This window comes from Rothia sp. HMSC067H10, assembly GCF_001810635.1.
Lineage (GTDB): Bacteria > Actinomycetota > Actinomycetes > Actinomycetales > Micrococcaceae > Rothia > Rothia dentocariosa.
This window is the reverse complement of sequence record NZ_KV802317.1, coordinates 216999-234297: the sequence shown is the minus strand read 5'-3', so window position 1 is coordinate 234297 and position 17299 is coordinate 216999. Positions and strand designations below refer to the sequence as shown.

At 49.5% G+C, this 17299-nt stretch carries 17 protein-coding genes, 2 tRNA genes and 1 other RNA gene; 9 read left to right on the top strand and 11 right to left on the bottom strand.

What is annotated here, in order from left to right; genetic code table 11:
- Positions 1-188: 188 nt before the first annotated feature.
- The 8 genes from HMPREF2756_RS08090 to orn all read right to left on the bottom strand — a co-directional run bounded on the left by HMPREF2756_RS08090 (position 189) and on the right by orn (position 6878).
- A complete protein-coding gene (locus HMPREF2756_RS08090; protein WP_070620138.1) occupies positions 189-1733 on the bottom strand; it encodes a YifB family Mg chelatase-like AAA ATPase in 1545 nt (514 codons plus the stop codon).
- Positions 1733-2179, bottom strand: coding sequence for a YraN family protein (locus HMPREF2756_RS08085; RefSeq protein ID WP_246825895.1), 447 nt, complete (start codon positions 2177-2179; stop codon positions 1733-1735). The genes HMPREF2756_RS08090 and HMPREF2756_RS08085 overlap by 1 nt, the downstream gene beginning before the upstream one ends.
- A 279-nt stretch (positions 2180-2458) precedes the next feature.
- A complete protein-coding gene (locus HMPREF2756_RS08080) occupies positions 2459-2794 on the bottom strand; it encodes a DUF2469 domain-containing protein (protein WP_013398957.1) in 336 nt (111 codons plus the stop codon).
- Complete coding sequence (locus tag HMPREF2756_RS08075) at positions 2794-3588, bottom strand: ribonuclease HII (protein ID WP_070620130.1); 795 nt, start codon at positions 3586-3588, stop codon at positions 2794-2796. The genes HMPREF2756_RS08080 and HMPREF2756_RS08075 overlap by 1 nt, the downstream gene beginning before the upstream one ends.
- A 164-nt stretch (positions 3589-3752) precedes the next feature.
- Positions 3753-4880, bottom strand: coding sequence for a signal peptidase I (gene lepB, locus HMPREF2756_RS08070; protein WP_070620127.1), 1128 nt, complete (start codon positions 4878-4880; stop codon positions 3753-3755).
- A gap of 105 nt (positions 4881-4985) precedes the next feature.
- Positions 4986-5585 (bottom strand): signal peptidase I, encoded by a 600-nt coding sequence (lepB, locus tag HMPREF2756_RS08065; RefSeq protein ID WP_256388188.1) that lies wholly within the window; start codon positions 5583-5585, stop codon positions 4986-4988.
- A gap of 55 nt (positions 5586-5640) precedes the next feature.
- On the bottom strand, positions 5641-5988 hold the full coding sequence (gene rplS, locus HMPREF2756_RS08060) for a 50S ribosomal protein L19 (RefSeq protein WP_004004530.1): 348 nt from the start codon (positions 5986-5988) through the stop codon (positions 5641-5643).
- A 254-nt stretch (positions 5989-6242) separates the two neighbouring features.
- A complete protein-coding gene (orn, locus tag HMPREF2756_RS08055; RefSeq protein ID WP_048779816.1) occupies positions 6243-6878 on the bottom strand; it encodes an oligoribonuclease in 636 nt (211 codons plus the stop codon).
- Positions 6879-7135: 257 nt separating this feature from the next.
- Between orn and mptB the strand changes: the two genes are divergently transcribed.
- Positions 7136-8779, top strand: a complete 1644-nt coding sequence (mptB, locus tag HMPREF2756_RS08050; RefSeq protein WP_070620121.1) for a polyprenol phosphomannose-dependent alpha 1,6 mannosyltransferase MptB — start codon at positions 7136-7138, stop codon at positions 8777-8779.
- A gap of 172 nt (positions 8780-8951) precedes the next feature.
- Positions 8952-9024 (top strand) — tRNA-Arg (locus tag HMPREF2756_RS08045).
- A 104-nt stretch (positions 9025-9128) separates the two neighbouring features.
- Here HMPREF2756_RS08045 and HMPREF2756_RS08040 read toward each other — a convergent pair.
- Positions 9129-10034 carry an HNH endonuclease family protein gene (locus tag HMPREF2756_RS08040; protein ID WP_070620118.1) on the bottom strand — a complete coding sequence of 302 codons (906 nt, stop codon included), beginning with the start codon at positions 10032-10034 and terminating at the stop codon, positions 9129-9131.
- A 396-nt stretch (positions 10035-10430) separates the two neighbouring features.
- Here HMPREF2756_RS08040 and HMPREF2756_RS08035 point away from each other — a divergent pair, with 396 nt between their 5' ends.
- From HMPREF2756_RS08035 to def, 4 genes are all read left to right on the top strand, one after another.
- A complete protein-coding gene (locus HMPREF2756_RS08035; protein ID WP_070620116.1) occupies positions 10431-11093 on the top strand; it encodes a single-stranded DNA-binding protein in 663 nt (220 codons plus the stop codon).
- Positions 11094-11226: 133 nt separating this feature from the next.
- A tRNA-His gene (locus HMPREF2756_RS08030) sits at positions 11227-11299 on the top strand.
- A gap of 64 nt (positions 11300-11363) precedes the next feature.
- Complete coding sequence (locus HMPREF2756_RS08025) at positions 11364-12557, top strand: acyl-CoA dehydrogenase family protein (protein ID WP_070620113.1); 1194 nt, start codon at positions 11364-11366, stop codon at positions 12555-12557.
- A gap of 61 nt (positions 12558-12618) precedes the next feature.
- Positions 12619-13191 carry a peptide deformylase gene (gene def / locus HMPREF2756_RS08020; protein WP_070523667.1) on the top strand — a complete coding sequence of 191 codons (573 nt, stop codon included), beginning with the start codon at positions 12619-12621 and terminating at the stop codon, positions 13189-13191.
- Positions 13192-13276: 85 nt separating this feature from the next.
- Here the strand turns inward: def and rnpB are convergent.
- Positions 13277-13669, bottom strand: an RNA gene (rnpB, locus tag HMPREF2756_RS08015) — RNase P RNA component class A.
- A gap of 65 nt (positions 13670-13734) precedes the next feature.
- Between rnpB and HMPREF2756_RS08010 the strand changes: the two genes are divergently transcribed.
- Together HMPREF2756_RS08010 and HMPREF2756_RS08005 are read left to right on the top strand one after the other, a co-directional pair.
- Positions 13735-14520: a YaaA family protein gene (locus tag HMPREF2756_RS08010; protein WP_070620110.1), complete on the top strand. Its 786-nt coding sequence runs from the start codon at positions 13735-13737 to the stop codon at positions 14518-14520.
- A 271-nt stretch (positions 14521-14791) separates the two neighbouring features.
- Entirely contained in the window at positions 14792-15550 is a 759-nt protein-coding gene (locus HMPREF2756_RS08005) for an S-layer homology domain-containing protein (protein ID WP_238382316.1), read from the top strand.
- Between the two features lie 181 nt (positions 15551-15731).
- On the opposite strand, the gene HMPREF2756_RS08000 is transcribed toward HMPREF2756_RS08005, so the two are convergent.
- Positions 15732-16622 carry a Nif3-like dinuclear metal center hexameric protein gene (locus HMPREF2756_RS08000; RefSeq protein WP_070620107.1) on the bottom strand — a complete coding sequence of 297 codons (891 nt, stop codon included), beginning with the start codon at positions 16620-16622 and terminating at the stop codon, positions 15732-15734.
- A gap of 134 nt (positions 16623-16756) precedes the next feature.
- Here HMPREF2756_RS08000 and msrA point away from each other — a divergent pair, with 134 nt between their 5' ends.
- On the top strand, positions 16757-17281 hold the full coding sequence (gene msrA, locus HMPREF2756_RS07995) for a peptide-methionine (S)-S-oxide reductase MsrA (RefSeq protein ID WP_070620104.1): 525 nt from the start codon (positions 16757-16759) through the stop codon (positions 17279-17281).
- Positions 17282-17299 lie beyond the last annotated feature (18 nt).

Below are 17299 nucleotides of genomic sequence, written 5' to 3'. Positions count from 1 at the left end.
TCGCCACTGAAACGGTATTGAACTTTCAAAAGGTTCCGGGATGTACGCTTGGTCTAGGCTTTCAAGCTCTTTCCTGCGATACATCATTAGCTGTTGAAAATATGTATGGTTTTCTACGTCTAAAAGTACGTCTGGCATGATAGTTCTCTCTTCACTATGCTCGTTTATTCCATCAACGTGGATAATTTTTATAGCCCTTGATGCCCACCCTGCTGCCGCAGGAATAAAGCCACATCAAGATGTTCCTGTTGAGGTGAGGTCGTGCCGTCTAAGTCGCTCAGAGTCCATGCGGTGCGTAACACGCGATCGTATCCGCGCGCTGTTAAAGTGCCCCGGTCTACGGCTCGGTTAAGACCTTGTACCAAGGTTGAGTTCAGCCGAAGCGGTCCGCGTAGAATTTTTCCATTCGTCTCAGCGTTAACCCGTAACCCATAGGGAGATAATCTTTCCACCTGGGCAGCACGAGCTGTGATAATCCTTTCTCGAATGCTACGAGAACTTTCCCCGCGTTCTTGGCTGGCAAGTTCGGCGGAGGATACTTTAGGAACCATCAGATTGAGGTCTATACGGTCAAGAAGTGGTCCCGATAAACGGCTGAAATATGAGCGTCGCTCACGAGGGGTACAGGTGCAATCAGCACCGGTACCTACGTTCATTCCACAAGGGCAAGGGTTGGCAGCAAGAACTAATTGAAACCGGGCCGGGTAAATTGCTGAGGCCGCAGCTCGATCAAGAACTATTTCTCCGCTCTCCAAAGGCTGGCGCAACGAATCGAGCACTGTACGTTTAAACTCTGGAGCTTCGTCCAGAAAAAGTACTCCGCGATGGGCTTTTGAAACGCAACCCGGTCGCGGGATTCCGCTGCCTCCTCCCAAAATAGCGGGTGCAGATGCGCTATGGTGCGGAGCTTCAAAAGGCGGTATACGCACTAGTTCGCTCAAAGATGCGTCCGATGAGCAGAGCGATTGAATCGCTGTTACCTCCATAGCTGCTTCATCATCAAGAAGAGGCAGAATAGTAGGAAGCCGCTCTGCCAGCATTGTTTTCCCAGATCCGGGAGGACCCTGCAACAAAATATGATGTCCCCCGGCGGCAGCAATTTCGAGGGCAAATCTTCCCTGTTGTTGCCCCGCAACATCAGACATATCAGCTAATACCGCAGTATGCGCAGAAGGATTCGGAGTCATCGACTCAACCGGCGCTGGTGGATATTTCAGGTTCTCTGTGCTCGCTCCGAAAGCAGAAAATACTTCTGCCAAACACCGGAATCCGGCAACCTGAATTCCCGGAATTAACGATGCCTCTGCAACGTTGGCTTGGGGCACCACTACGCGCGAGTGCCCCGCATCAGCGGCAGCTTTTACAGCTGGCAGTATGCCAGGAACAGACCGCAAAGAACCGTCGAGCCCTAGCTCCCCAAGAAAAACGCAATCGCCGCTAGGATGTAAATTTCGTTCAGCTTGCAGAGCCGCGATTACCATCGCAAGATCAAACCCAGAGCCACGCTTAGGCAGTGTTGCGGGTGTCAGGTTAATGGTGAGTCTGTGCTGTGTTAACGAAATACCCGAGTTCTTAGCGGCAGAGCGAACACGCTCTTTAGATTCGTTAAGAGCTGTATCAGGAAGGCCCAAGAGCACAAATCCGGGAAGCCCTTGAGAGACATCCGCCTCAACATCAACGATATGGCCGTGAAGCCCAACCAAAGCTACAGAGTACGTACGTGCAAACCCCACTACGCCACCCCCATCAAGTGTTCGAAGGTGAACTTTTCAGGAGTTCCTGTCACCGCAATAGCATCAACACGAAAATACCCAAAATCAAGGTTCTCGCGTAGACGACACCATAGTATAGCGAGTTCACGTGTACGTTTAGCCTTATCACCATTGATAGCTTCAAAAGGATGCCCGTACTCTTCTGAGGATCGAGTTTTAACTTCGACAAAAGCCAGCTCGTCCTGGGGAGTAATAGCAATAAGATCTAGCTCTCCCCGCAGCGGAATATCTAGCCCTGCGGGCGGACGCCAATTACGTTCCAGAATCCTGTACCCATTAACACTAAGAATCTGGGCAACTAGGTCTTCGCCCCAGCGCCCCACCCGATGTGCCTTCGCAGGTCTACGAATCCAGCTTGGCTTTCCCAGTGTGCGGCTCGATGGCGTGCGCGACGTTATAGCTGTCATAGTGGCTCCTCATGAGAACACCAAAACTCATGCGAAGCTCACTAGCTCCCCAGATTCTTGGCGCATAGCAGATGTTCTTGCCTCTACTATGACCGCTGTATCCATAGTACGCGGGCTCTACTCTGAGATTTGTGGAAAACCTAAGGGAATGGGACACTTTTCTTTGTTATCCACAGCGATTTATGCGAAAACTTCCTATTAACCCCCAAAAATTTGAATCTGAGAGCCGGCTATAAACCGCTATATTAAGCTCAGTCTTTTGCCGCGCTACGGTCGCTTTTATCCTAAATCATCGGGGAGATCAGCAATTTCTGGCACCGTAAAGTCCTGATTTGGTAGCCGTTCTTCAACATTTACGTCACGAGTCGAAAAAGCTCGAACATTCTTGACGAACCGATTAGTGCGAAAAACATCCCACACCCACACATCATTCATCACGACCTCAAAGTATATGGTTCCCTCCCGGATCTGAGGCGTTACATCGACCTTATTTGCGAGATAAAACCGGCGGTCCGTTTCAACGGCATAGCTAAATAGCGACATAACATCTTGGTACTCCCGGTATAATGCTAGTTGAGCATCGGTCTCATAGTTTTCCAGTTCTTCTGCACTCATTAACTTTCCCCGTCTTCTCTCGAAACTTTCAATACTTCGCTGCGACCGATACGTGTATTCGTCAGTTGCTCTTCTGTAGCCGGTAACGACCATGAAAGACGATGATAAATACTAGGTCCATACTCGCTAATAACCTGACGATGCGCCACAGACCCATACCCCTTGTTCTTCGCCCAGCCGTAGTGTGGGTTCTCTGCCGATAAGGATTCCATGAAGGCATCACGCTCGACTTTGGCAACCACCGAGGCGGCAGCTATAGAAGCGCACTGATAATCACCCTTAATAATCGTGGTGACTGGACCACTCCAACCTTTTTCTACGGCCGAGTCAGCACCTTTCCATACGCGGTGAAGCAATTCCTCATACCGACGGTATACAGGGTCCATAGAATCGAGCAGGTTCGCAGGCGGCTGGCTGAGCCAATCATGTTTCCCATCCAAAAGTACGGCCTCAGGGTATAAACCTCGATGCGCAAGATCGGCGAGCGCTCGCTGCGCCGCCAGTCGTAGTGCGTAGGTCATTCCTAAAACGTCTATTTCGGCGGGTGTAGTGTGCCCAATAGCGTAGGAACACCATTTTTGGATACGCGGTATAAGGGCTTCACGGCGTTTTGGGGTTAGGGCCTTTGAATCCGTGAGTCCTTCAAGTATCTGCTGATTTTGTTGGTCTAACACAGCAACACCTACGCTTACGGGGCCTGCTAATGCTCCACGCCCGACTTCGTCAAGACCAGCGATCAAGCGATACCCTGCGGTAAAAAGTTTTTGTTCATACTCAAGATTCGCGCTATGCATGTGTAGTCTTATCTTTCCACGTGAAAATATCAACAGACGAGAGGCTTGGTATCGCTTATATAAACATCGTGTATATGAGGTACACCCGTTTTATAGGTACGAGGTGGAATAGGATTTTCTTCCTATTCCACCTCGTGGATGGGCAATATGTTCACACTGGTCAATTACGGGTTAGGGACCGAGTCGAAGACCTTCTTTTCGTCATCCAACATTCCGAAGTGGTTCAGCGGCCAGGCAATCACGAAAACTGTTCCCGCTATGTCATCTCGTGGGATGAAGGCGTGCCCATCGGCAATGTGAAACCTGGAGTCGGCAGAGTTATCACGGTGGTCACCCATCATAAAATACTTTCCTTCGGGTACCGTCACCTTAAAGGGAATGTCTGAGGGGTTTGACCCGGGGTGTAGATAGGGTTCCGTGATCTCAACACCGTTAACCTTGATCTTTCCGCTGCCATCACTTTCTACCGTATCACCAGGCAGACCGATAACTCGTTTCACCAGGTAGTTTGAGGATGTGTCGGGTAGGATACCAACAAAGGTAAGTCCATCGGAAATGGGGTTGGAGCTCTTCTGCCCTGAGGGAATCCAGCCCTGTGAGTCTTTGAAGACAACAACATCACCACGTTTGGGGTCATTGAAATACGACCCGGCAACGTTGATGAAGACCCGATCGTTAACCTGCAGAGTATTTTCCATAGACCCTGAGGGAATGTAAAAGCCGCGAATCAGGAATGTTTTAATAACGAAAGCGATAATCAGAGCATAAAGGATGATCGTGCCTGTTTCACGAACTTGAGTCCAAGCCCATTCGCTTACTCGTCCCTCGGCTTGCGCCTGTTTGAGGGTCAAAGCCTGTTTCTCTTTTTTCCTTCGCTTCTTTTCTTCTTTAGCGCTGAGAGCTGGAGCGGGCTCTGTCTCCAGTTCTTCCTCATCAGCTTCTATCTCTTCCGTATATTCTGCCTCATCATTACCATCATATTCGGAAGGATAATCGTCATATTCAGCTGAGGCTTCCTCGAAATCTACTGGTTCTTCCTCATATTCCGGGTATTCCATATGCTCTGAGGCATCGTATTCTTCCGGTTCATACACATCCTGCTCGTCTTCATAAGCATAATCCGTATACTCGCCCTCTGGATCTTCTTGCGACTCAATGTACGACTGTTCTTGTTCTTCATAGACCAGGCGCTCTTCAAGCTCCCGGCGCTCACGGCGACTCCGCGGCTGATAGTTAGCTGGGACGGAGTTCTCATCGCGTGATGAACGTGATGAGCCGTACTGGTTAGCCATATCGAAGACCTTTCTAGGGGCGAATGGTTCTTAGCTATTGTATAGGTGTCTGCCCTTCAAATGCAGTTTATTTGAGGGTTTTACGCCTGTAGACATACACAGATGTCAAAAATGGAGACGAAAATCCACGGTTCCAATAATCTTATCGGTTCGGATTAGCCCTCCACCAGGTGCTCCTAGTAAAGACCTAGAGTCAACTGATACCGAGCGGTGATCGCCCATGACCCACATGCGTCCGCGCGGTACTAAAACGTTAAATTTTGTGGTTGAAGGTGAGTCTTGTGGGTAGATATAAGGCTCGTCTAGAGGCTCTCCGTTGAGAGTTATCTCGCCTTGGTCGGTACAGCAGGATACGGTATCACCCTCGAGTGCAATCACTCGTTTGATATAAACGGTTTCTGTAGGAGCTAGACCCAACCACTGCCCGGTGTGTTTTACTGGGTCGTTCCAGAACCCGTCCCCTGATTTATAAGGCGACAGTGACCCGGTACCATCGAAAACGACAATATCACCTCGATGTATGTGGGAGCTATCAGACAGCTTCGAGACTAAAACACGATCCCCGGGCATATAGGTAGGCTCCATAGAGTCAGATGGAATATAGTAAACATCCGCTATAAAGGTACGGATACCCAGCATAATGCATAGTGCAAGAGCGCAAGCCACAAGAACAAGGCGCCATCCCCTAACGGAATGACGCCTCATCTGAGGTTCTGCCGAAGATTCGGCTAACTCCATATGTATAAGACCTTGATATGTCTTAGAACTCGCGCTTCTCGCGGATACGAGCTGCCTTACCGTGGCGATCACGCATGTAGTATAGCTTGGCACGGCGAACATCGCCGCGGCTAACAAGCTCAATCTTCTCAATTACCGGGGAGTGCACCGGAAAAGTACGCTCAACACCAACACCGAAGGAAATCTTACGTACAGTGAAGGTTTCGCGAATACCAGCACCCTGGCGTCCAACAACAAAACCTTTGAAAACCTGAACACGGCGGTTCTTACCCTCAACGATGTTCACATGAACATTCAGGGTGTCGCCGGGTGCAAATTCGGGAATGTCGTCACGAAGGGACTTCTTGTCGAGGAAATCAAGAGTTTGCATGTGTTGCTCTCCTGAGTCATCTGCCGCAGGTCAAATAGACTCGATTAAATCTATCGCCCAAGAGGTGGATAGAAGTTCTATTAACTTAGAACATGATTGATGTTCTAAGGTCCGCACTGTTATGGTCGCTCTTCCCCCTACGGCAGGGGCGTGCCCAGTGCAAACACAGTTTTTTATTATGGCAGATGCCGTAGCGGTGGGCAACTACGAGCTTCTATCGAAGCACGTTTTCAGAGCCTAAGAGGGCGTATCTCTTACGCCTTTTCAAGAGTCTGACGTTCCACTTCTACGTCGCGAGCTATACGAGCTGCGGTAATCGCATCCGGCGCATCTGGAACAAAAATTGCGCGACGGTAGTATTTGAGTTCATCAATCGAGTCTTTGATATCTCCAAGAGCACGGTGGTTTCCGGTCTTAACTGGCGCATTATGACGAGCAGCCGGGTACCAGCGAGCAGCGAGTTCTTTGATCGTCGATACATCAATTACGCGGTAGTGCAAATGCTTCATAAGATCTGGCATATCGCGCTCCAAAAAGCGTTTATCCATGCCGACTGAATTTCCGCCCAACTGCGCTTTGCCCGCTACAGGAACATACTTCTTGACGTATTTAAGAACTGCTTCCTGCGCTTCATGCATAGATACGCCGTGTTCAAGGTCCTCTAGCAGCCCCGAAGACTCATGCATATTTCGCACATAGCTATTCATGTTCTCGAGAGCGCCAGCGGGTGCCTCAGAACCGGGTTTGATCACGAGCTCCACGCCTTCACCCAAAATATTGAGGTCAGAATCCGTCACAAGAACACCTATTTCAATCAGTGCATCCTGTGTAAGATCGAGCCCGGTCATTTCGCAGTCAATCCATACAATACGTTCACTTGAAATACTCACGCTTTAACTCTACAGATTTTCTACGTACTCTCCCAGCTACAGCAGTTCATAGCTTTCTTATTTTTCTGTATCTACCGCCCTAAAAAGTCTGATTGTGACCTATATGAGAATTAAACCTTCTCCACACGCGACCTAAAACACGTGCGAAGAACGGTAGTCTTGTGGGTTTCACACAGGAGACAATGAAGGTGCTCGGGTATTATGGAGAGCGTATTGGATGTAGAGCTAAAACCCCTAGTGGAAGGGATTCCTAACGCATGAAAACGCGGTATATGCAGTGGCGGTCAAGATTTTTTACAAAGCCCACCGCAACGTCGCCGCGTCTGCAAAAGTACATTGACAGTAACCGTCTTCGCACGCTACTGCTGGGTGCCTTTGGCTCTATTCTTATCACTCTCAGCTCATACGGCGTTGGTTGGATTGCAGATAGCTCAGGTTTTTGGCGCAACAATCTGATACGCACTATACGTTATGAAGTTTCGTGGGTAATCGTTTGTATTATCGCGCTTTCGCTAGGTGCCATGATTATGTGCCGTGAGTGGCTGCGTATCTATCAGAAGATGGGTACCTGGAATAATTCTTCGCTCAGGTGGATGATCGCAATTGTTACCTGCTGGTCACTGCCCCAGGTTTTTGCTCTTACTATTTACAGCCGCGACATGTTTTCCTACTATGGGCAGGGCATGGTTATGGCTCACGGACTGAACCCCTATAAACAGGGGGTTTCTGAGATAGCGAACTTCATGCAAAATGGTGCGGACCCGCAATGGGCTGAGTCTCCTCCGCCCTACGGGCCTATCTCACTCAAAATCGAAGAATTCATCGCTCGAATCGTCGATGGAAATATCGATCTCGCCATTTTCTTGTTTCGTTTTGTCAGTGTCCTCGCCGTTGTCGGCATTTTGTTCTTTGTCGTAAAACTCGCACAGCTTTACAAATATAATCAAACGCGAGCGCTCTGGCAGGTAGGCGCTAATCCCCTGTTCATAGCTTCTTTCATAGCGAGTGGTCACAACGATTCCTTGATGACCATGTTTATGCTTGCAGGTCTCTACTTTGCGAAGCGGTACCCCAATGTCTATGGTGGCGTTCTTGGCGTTACGATGGTGACTTTCGGCGTCGGGGTGAAGCCTCTAGCGCTTGTGGTACTCCCCTTTGTTGGCTTGCTGTGGGCAGGTAATAACGCCAGCTGGGTACGCAAATTCACTATCTGGTTTATCTCAGGAATTATTCTTCTTGCCGAGCTCGCTATTTTAGGTTATATAAGCGACCTTGGTTTCGGTTGGGTCAGCGCGCTCTCTACTACGGGCGGTCAGTACATTTGGTACACTCCCATTGGCTTGGTGATCGGTTTTATCGGGCTTTTCGCGCACGGTGATTCCTTCGATGCTGTCAAGAAAATTCTTGAGAATATTGGCAAACTTCTAGGCATCCTGAGCGCGTTAAGCTTCGCATTTGTCGGTCGATACCGTAATGTGGTGCGGTACGCAGGTCTCGCGATTCTCGCCATGCTCTTTTTCAGCCCGATGATTCAGTCATGGTATATTCTCTGGGCTGTTCCTATGATTGCCGCGACAGGTCTGCGCTCTCATTTCCAACTAATGTGGTACTTCGTGACAACCTTGTTCTTTATGGCGTATGCGGTATGCGATCAGCTGTACATCTCACCATATCTGAACGATTTCAACCAGGGAATGGCGCGTCTTATCGCCATTTTGATCTGTCTGGCCTATATCGTCTATCTGATGGCGTTAGACCCGGCAACACGACGTATGGTGTACTTGAGCTTCCACCCACATCAGGTAAAGCGAACTATCACACGGATGTGGTGGCAGCTCTTCCCTCAGACACGTGAAAGGCTCCGTGCGCGGCGCACCCGTCAAATATTACAAAAACATTAAGCTCGGCGGATACTTGGGCATAAACCCCTGTCATGGTGCGGAACCAGGCTATGGCGATTCAGGATTTTTTCCATAAATTTGTGTCATTTTTCGAGTTCGTTTACCATAATGTGACTTTTCGGTGTACTCTATAAATGTATTTCACACCGATATCGAAGACAGTGAAATGCATGCCTCAGTAGCTCAGAGGATAGAGCAGGAGCCTTCTAATCTCTTGGTCGGGGGTTCGATTCCCTCCTGGGGTACCCGTACACACGAGCGCCGTTCCCTCAGATTGAGGGAGCGGCGCTCGTGCTTGTACCGATAACCCCGTAACCACCTGCGCATCGTCGCTAACAGATATGTACCTTTATTTCTTCACAGGGTTTGTGTCTTTACACGAGTTCAGCACGTTCTCCATAGCGCGTTTTTCATCGGCAGTGACCCATAGCTGATACTTTGTTTTTACATGCACCTGCCGCGCCACATATGTGCATCGGTAGGCCGTATTGCCAGGAAGCCAATCAGAAGCATCGGCATCAGATTTCTGCATATTTGCCGGACCATCTGCTGCTACCAGGTTCTCGGGGTCGTTCGCGAGCTCACGACGTTTTTCCTCGCCAATATCTTGAGCTCCGGTCTGCCACGCATTCGAAAGCGCCACCACATGGTCGATCTGAACGGCACTTGAAGACTTCTTACCTCGTTTAAATTCGATTGTCCTGCCGGTATAAGGATCGTCAAGAGTTCCGGTTTGTACAGTGCAAGCACGAGTTCCCGCTTTGAAACGAATATTTGTTAAATCACGACGCAAAATATCATCACGAGTATTACATCCATTATGATCGACATCGTCCCAGGCAGCACCAAATTGCTCACGTGTATATCCGGCTTTTGATGCCCGCTCTTTCACAGGCAGGGCAGCAAGCTCCTTCTTCGCCGTCGATAAGTTAGGTGCATATGCTGTGGCTGGATCAACCGCATCATGCGGGTTCTTGACCTCTTCCAGAGACTCAGTTTTGACGTTCTGCTCTTCGCCGTCCCCTGTAGCAGAAGATGAGGCACTAGGGTTGCCCAACAGCCCGCCTTGGCTATGCCGCCCAATATAGATAACGGCAATAATCAGCACGATGATCACAAGAATAGCCAAAGCAGTATAGAGAAAACGCTTGTTCTTAGGATCCATATCTGGAGGCAAAATCTTGCGCGGGTCGACATCGGCAATCTTCTTAAAATCGCGAAGATTCGGCGTAGGAGGCCTTTTAGACTTTGTCACGATGTTCTCCAGTACGTCTGCGGCATAGATATGCTGTTAGATTCAGTGCGCTCATAAAGCTTACGAATGAGAAAAATCTCATGCTAAAACCGGATTCACCGGTATTGCACTACAAGGATAGGGGTTTATAGAGCTAGAAAGAAATCCAGAGGTAAAGGGTTTTCTTTACCAATATTGTGACACGTATCAGAAGTTCCCCGCCTCTCTTGTTCGCCTCTCTTGTTCATCCACAGGATCAGAATTCTTGTCCCGTTCAGATAGGCTATCCACAGGTGCACATACAACGCTCTCTTTATCACACTACATTGAGGCACACTAGAAAAACCGCGCCCCACTCTGACAGGGGATGCACATTATCTGATTAACACACCGCCTAACATTTCAGGGAGCTCTATCATGGCTGATACTGTTATCCTACGCGGGTTTACCGCAACCGCCCCACAGCTACGCACACTTCCGACCGGAATTCCAGTCGTCAATTTTAGATTTGCAAGCACGCCACGCTGGTTTGACTCAGCAACAAACTCCTGGCGCGAGGGACAAACAAGCTGGTACACTGTCTGCGCCTACCGCAAGCTGGCACAAAATATTGCTGCCTCCCTCACAGTGGGAAGTCCCGTACTCCTCACCGGGCGCGTTCGCACACAACAGTGGCAACGCGAAGATGGTTCTCAAGGTGCATCCGTCGAAGTTGATGCCAGCAGTATCGGTCTTGACCTTACCTTCGGCACCAGCACATTCTCACGCACTGTAGAGCACAGCGGCACGCAATCCCGCACTCAGAATGACGCAACAAACCCGATTCAGAAGGATGTATCGCAGGACGGCCATGCCGCTCCCCCACAACCATCGAGTACACAGCAATACCCAAACCGCACCCTTCAAGAAGCTGGACCACGAGGAACAGCATCTTCACCTCAACGGGAATTTTCACAACCCAAAAACACTGTTTCAGCATCTACAGATACGCACCAGACTGTTCACCAATCTTCAGAACCTACAAATAGTTTTGAGCATGAGAAACAAAGCGATCAAATATCTGAAATGGCGCCCTTCTAGAATTCAACACCACAACTTCTAAAAACCGCATATAGCGTGCCGCGTATCACCTTGAATTGATTTGTCACAAGTTATCGAACTCATGTAGAGTAGTATCCGTTGCAATCGCGCGGGAAACCGCATGATGTACATGGTGGTCGTAGCTCAGTTGGCAGAGCGCCTGGTTGTGGTCCAGGAGGTCGCGGGTTCAACCCCCGTCGATCACCCCGTCATTAGGGTCGTTATGGTAATCTCCATAGCGGCCCTATAGCTTTACCTACTAGAATTTATATGTTTTATTCCCCTGAGGAAAGAGGATTTTCTGTGCAATCAACTCTGACATTTTCTGAAGACCATGAACTGTTCCGAGAAGCAGTCCGTGAATTCGTAGCACACGAAATAACCCCTCACTACCCCGAATGGGAACAAGCACACATTATGCCTCGCTCAATATGGCAAGCCGCCGGAGAAGCAGGAGTACTAGGACTTGCGGTCCCCGAAGAATTTGGCGGAGCCCAGCTGCCCGATTACGAGTATCAATTAGTTCTAACCCAAGAACTCGCAACCGTTGGAGGATATGGGTTTGCGCTCGCAGTGCATCTTCAACAGGATCTGGTGCTCCCCTATTTACTCGCATACGGTACACATGAGCAAAAGGAACGTTGGCTACCCCAAATGGTAAGCGGTGACCTTGTAACTTCATGTGCTTTTACAGAACCAGGTGCAGGATCCGACCTGCGGGCATGCCGCACATCCGCAGTACGTGATGAGAACTCTTACCTTCTCAACGGGCAGAAGACGTTTATCGGATCCGGTATTTCGGGGGATGCAGCTCTCGTGTTGGCCCGCACTGATGGTTCCTCCGAACGTGCTTCTGAGGATTCATTTTCCCTCTTCTTCGTCGAAAAATCTGAAGGTTACACCCCGGGACGGCAGCTCGACAAGATGGGTATTCGGGCCTCAGATACTGCCGAACTATTCTTCGAGAATGTACGTGTTCCCGCTGAGAACCTTATCGGTGAGCCCGGTCAAGGCTTGACCTATATCAAACAGCATCTGCCCCAAGCGCGTTTAGCGATTGCCGCTGCGTCCGCCGTTATCAGCAGGACTACTCTCAACGCCACACTAGAGTATGTAAAAGAACGTAAGGTTTTTGGGTCTCGTGTGGCAGATTTTCAGAATACCCGTTTTGAACTAGCTAATGCTCTCATGAATACAGAACTTTCCGAACTCTACGTGGCACGCGCTATAGCGGCTTTTAACGCTGGGGAGCTTACCGCTGAGGACGCCGCTAAAGCCAAGGTCTTTGCCTCTGAAAAAGCCTGCACAATTACCGATCGGTGTCTGCAGCTTTTCGGCGGCTATGGCTATATTAATGAGCATCCTGCAGCCCAAGCGTTCCTCGCGGCACGGCTACTGCCTATTTTTGGGGGTACAAATGAGCTTCTACGCGATAGCATAGGATTTGACCTACTCGCTGAGTAGACGCCAATATACTCTATCAATAACTCTTTACCTTGTGATTTCGAGAACGAAGGATTTATCTGTGGCTATTCGCCCTGTTGTTATTTATGGCAATCCCGTTTTGCACCGCCCGGCTGCTCCGGTCACGGCCTTTGACGATGAGTTCAAAGCTCTTGTTACCGATATGTATGAAACTATGGATGCAGCCCACGGAGTGGGTCTCGCGGCTCCTCAAATCGGTGTAGGTTTACGAGTTTTTACCTATCAGATGGAAAATGAAGATGGTGTTCCTGCCCGCGGGTGCATTGTTAATCCCAGGCTGACTCTCGGCAAGGTGTCCGCAGCAGAGCCCGACCCCCATGACGAAGAAGAAGGGTGTCTTTCGTTCCCAGGCTACGGTTTTCCTCTCAAACGTGCTGAGTGGGTTACTGTCAATGGATTTGATGTCGAAGGCAATCCGCTCAGGTTTGAGGCAACCGGTTGGTTTGCCCGCTGTATGCAGCACGAGACCGACCATCTTGATGGAAAACTATATGTGAATCGTCTTAATAAAAAATGGACCTCTCGCATGAAGAAAGTTGTTAAACGCGAAGGCTGGACTGTTGAGGGTAATAGTTGGATGCCCGGTGTAGATCCTGACCCGTTTGGACATTAAAAACATAAAATCATCTACACTGCCGGTGCGCCTGACTCTTGATACACAGAATTAGGCGCACCGTTATTGTATACGAGCATCATGAGAAGCAGGGTGCCCTATAAGCCGGGTTCTGTCATCAGTACCGCTTCTAAAAGCTACGTACCTAAGGCAATCATCTATCTAGGACTTATGTTGCCATAAGCATCAAGCAGCCTACCCGAACACGCGCCGCTGGCTCGGGCGCACTACCCTGTCATGGCGTGTTCTGTTTGGCCTTGCTCCGCATGGGGTTTACCGAGCTGAGCACGTCACCGCGCACACTGGTGGTCTCTTACACCACCCTTTCACCCTTACCTCGATGAGGCGGTTTACTTTCTGTGGCACTAGCCTGCGGGTTACCCCGAGTGGATGTTATCCACCATGCTGTGCTGTGGAGCCCGGACTTTCCTCGATATACCCCTCAGAAGACGTATCTCGCGATTGCCCAGGCACCCTGCTTCAGCCTTCTATTCTAGCGGAGTTATTATCGCTGCTCTATTTCTGCCCGGTAGAATAAGAAGCATGCTGATTCTTCTGCCTCCTTCTGAGGGTAAGACCCCTGCGCCTCGCACACACGCACCAGTTAATCTTGCCGAGTTATCGTTTCCAGAGCTCACAACCGAACGTGAAGATGTGTTGGAAGAACTCATGCGAGTTTCCGCTCAGGAAGACGCTCTAGATATCCTCGGGGTGGGTGCCTCACTCACGGCGGAGATTGAACGAAACACGCGGTTAGTGGAGGAACCTGCTCATCCGGCGGCTAAAGTCTATACGGGCGTGCTCTTTGAGGCGCTGGATTACGCCAGTTTCTCCCCCGATGAACGGGAGTTGGCTCAGAAGTCCGTTCTTATTTCATCTGCTTTATGGGGTGTGGTGCAACTTGAGGATCATATTCCTGCGTATCGGCTGTCTATGGGAACCAAGCTTGGCGCTATAGGTACTCTGGCTACATATTGGCGCGGAGTTTTGGGGAATGCTTTGACCGCATACGCGCAGGGGCAGCTCATTCTTGACTGCCGCTCCAGCGCTTACGCAAAATCGTGGGTATCGCCGTCAGCCCAGACATTAGCGGTTCGTGTTGAACGCGTTGCAGAAGATGGTTCACGCAAGGTTGTCTCACATATGGCAAAGCATTATCGCGGAAAGTTAGCGCGTTACGTGATCACTCATACCCTTGCTGAGCGACCTTTTGAAGGCACAGCGGGCATTTCAGAATTCTTGGAGGCGCTTGACCGCGATTGGGAACTTGAATGTACCTTACCGACACCCAAGAAAGCAGGAACACTGACCCTTCTTATCCGTGAATAGATTTTTCAGGTGTGAATATAGTGTGTACTCTTCTGGTATCTACGAGAATTCTCCCGCTATCAACACCCTGAGAAAGAACTGTTGTTCTTAATTTCGAAGTGTGGAGGAAATAGATTCTGCATACCCGGCACATTTTCTAAGAATGTGTCCAGAGAATTTTCCCACAAGGTTTATAACAGTTTTATAAATATCTTCGAAGATCCTTTACCATATATGACATCCCTGGTACATTGTAGGGAGTCATATCGCACTAGCCATGATGGATTATTGTATGTCTTTCACTTTTAAACTTCGTAAAGCTCCCACAACTATATGCTCGCTTACCCTAGTTGGCGCTACTCTTGCGCCTAGCACCCCCGTCTTTGCAGAGACTCAGCAACCCCAAACCACCGATTCTCAGGGGCAGCCTGCCGTTATTGCACAGGAAGATCTCTCGACCCTAAATCAGGTGGAAGGTAACGCAACTCCGCAGACCGTTTCGCCCCAGAAACGTTTTATTGACGTTCCTGAATCTTCTGCTTTTTATAATGAGATTACTTGGCTTTTTAACCGTAAAATCACGATTGGTTACCCCGATAGCACATACCACCCGAAAGATTATATTGAGCGTTCGGGTATAGCTGTTTATTTCTATCGCCTGGCAGGCTCCCCGCAAGTTGACCTTCCCGAAAAGTCACCTTTCACAGACGTTTCTCCTAACGATATGTGGTACAAGGAAATGGTCTGGTTCCATCAGCAGGGTCTTACCACTGGCTGGTCTGATGGAACTTTCCGCCCGCATGACCTGGTAGATCGTAATGCTATGGCGGCGTTCTTCTACCGCTTTGCGGGCAGCCCTCAGTTCGAGGCACCTGCTGTCTCTCCTTTCTGGGATTTGAGCCCAGACGAGCCTTTCTATAAAGAGATTACCTGGCTTCGCAGCACAGATATTACGACCGGGTGGTCAGATGGTTCTTTCCATCCCTATGAGCCTATTTCACGTGAAGCAATGGCGGCGTTTATTTATCGTTATGCACATATGAAACATTAACAATCGGATTTTAGAAAAGTATGGCGTGCTCCTAATACAATAAGGGGCACGCCATACTTATATCTTATTGATAACCGTTGCATTATCACCAAAATACTATTCAGGAAAAAATAGTAATGCTACAAAATATAAATTTTTCTCACATTTATTTTAGAAGTCCCGTCGAGCTGCTCTGAATATTTTAGCGAGGTGTGCTTGCTGAACCAGCGATTGGTCCGGTATCTACATGAAAATCCCAGGGGTCGGTATTTAGCGAGGATACCGAAATTTCAATACTGTATCCCTGGTCCGCTAGGGTTTCTTGCAGACGTTCTGCGGCACGGTTCAACCATAAAGATTCACTTGCAGCATGCGAGCAGTCAATAAGCGCAGTATCAGTACCTCGCACAAGTTCTTGTTCACGGAACTCGCTGGCGGGGTGATGCCGTAAATCTGCGGTGATATAGACATCTGCTTCAGACGCCCGCACGGCATCAAATAACGAGTCACCGGCGCCTCCGCAGAGAGCAACACGACGAATAAGTTTTTGTGGGGATCCCGCAACGCGCAGCCCACCCGCTGTTGCAGGAAGAGCAGCAGCTAGTTCTTCAGAGAGTTCCTGCAATGTAAGAGAACGGGCAAGAACACCTACACGACCTGTTCCAACGCAGTATTCCTCACCTGCAAGTTCCTGTTGCTGCTGATCAGTCAGCGGTTCGCATCCTTGCAGATTAAGCGCTTCACAGAGAGCCTCGTTGACACCGGCGACGGCGGCATCAGCATTGGTGTGCGCACCGAGCAGGCCACATCCACCTTCAATGAGGGTATGGAGCACGTTGCCTTTGTAATCGGAGTCGGGTATGAAGCTGGTACCACGCAAAAGAAGCGGGTGGTGAGTAATAAGAAGACCGGCCCCAAGATTTACGGCTTCTTGGGCGGTTGCTGATATGGCATCAACCGCAAAATGCACATGTTCGACGGGTGCCTGTAAACGCCCACAAACTAGCCCGGAAGAATCCCAGCTAGCGGCAAGGTGCGGCGGATACAGGCCATGAAAAGTATCAACAATGTGGGATAGCGTAGGTGTTGTCATGATTCTATTGTGGCATCTAGCAGCAGAAAGACGAGCTATTACACGTCCTGTAGCAGACCTCAGGTAGGACGGGGAATAATAGTTGATACAGCTACGCTGTAAAGAAATGTACATCTATCTGTGGGAGAGGTCTTATGAAAAGCTTTGTTGTTGGTGGCGGTTGTTTTTGGTGTATTGACGCTGTTTTTCGGCAGTTCCAGGGTGTGAAAGCAAGCGTATGCGGGTATGCGGGCGGGCACACCCAAAACCCTGATTATCGGTCTGTATGCTCGGGAACGACTGGGCATCACGAGGTTGTCCGGGTTGATTTTGATGAATCGGTTATAGGTGAAGACGCGATTTTGGATATTTTCTTCTCCGCACACGATGCGACAAGCTGGGATCAGCAAGGTGCCGACCGTGGTTCGCAGTACCGTTCCGTGCTGCTGTATTCCTCTGACGAACAGAAGGCTGCATTTGAGGCTGCGAAAGAGCGAGCTCAGTCATTCTTCGACGCCCCAGTTGTCACCGAGATTAAACCGCTGACTGAGTTTTGGGAAGCAGAAGCGTACCACCAGGATTACTACGCGAAGAACCCATATCAGGGGTACTGTTCCGTAGTAGTTGGGCCTAAGGTAGCGAAAGTACGCAAACAATATGCTCATCTTTTGAAAGGCTAAATACAGATCAGACCATTA

Excerpts from the sequence above, each read along its gene's own strand:
- rplS (WP_004004530.1), bottom strand. The coding sequence starts at position 5,988 with ATGCAAACTCTTGATTTCCTCGACAAGAAGTCCCTTCGTGACGACATT.
- lepB (WP_256388188.1), bottom strand. The coding sequence starts at position 5,585 with ATGAGGCGTCATTCCGTTAGGGGATGGCGCCTTGTTCTTGTGGCTTGC.
- HMPREF2756_RS08085 (WP_246825895.1), bottom strand. The coding sequence starts at position 2,179 with ATGACAGCTATAACGTCGCGCACGCCATCGAGCCGCACACTGGGAAAG.
- HMPREF2756_RS08005 (WP_238382316.1), top strand. The coding sequence starts at position 14,792 with ATGTCTTTCACTTTTAAACTTCGTAAAGCTCCCACAACTATATGCTCG.
- HMPREF2756_RS08035 (WP_070620116.1), top strand. The coding sequence starts at position 10,431 with ATGGCTGATACTGTTATCCTACGCGGGTTTACCGCAACCGCCCCACAG.
- lepB (WP_070620127.1), bottom strand. The coding sequence starts at position 4,880 with ATGGCTAACCAGTACGGCTCATCACGTTCATCACGCGATGAGAACTCC.
- HMPREF2756_RS08000 (WP_070620107.1), bottom strand. The coding sequence starts at position 16,622 with ATGACAACACCTACGCTATCCCACATTGTTGATACTTTTCATGGCCTG.
- mptB (WP_070620121.1), top strand. The coding sequence starts at position 7,136 with ATGAAAACGCGGTATATGCAGTGGCGGTCAAGATTTTTTACAAAGCCC.
- HMPREF2756_RS08075 (WP_070620130.1), bottom strand. The coding sequence starts at position 3,588 with ATGCATAGCGCGAATCTTGAGTATGAACAAAAACTTTTTACCGCAGGG.
- HMPREF2756_RS08025 (WP_070620113.1), top strand. The coding sequence starts at position 11,364 with ATGTTTTATTCCCCTGAGGAAAGAGGATTTTCTGTGCAATCAACTCTG.
- HMPREF2756_RS08080 (WP_013398957.1), bottom strand. The coding sequence starts at position 2,794 with ATGAGTGCAGAAGAACTGGAAAACTATGAGACCGATGCTCAACTAGCA.
- HMPREF2756_RS08010 (WP_070620110.1), top strand. The coding sequence starts at position 13,735 with ATGCTGATTCTTCTGCCTCCTTCTGAGGGTAAGACCCCTGCGCCTCGC.
- msrA (WP_070620104.1), top strand. The coding sequence starts at position 16,757 with ATGAAAAGCTTTGTTGTTGGTGGCGGTTGTTTTTGGTGTATTGACGCT.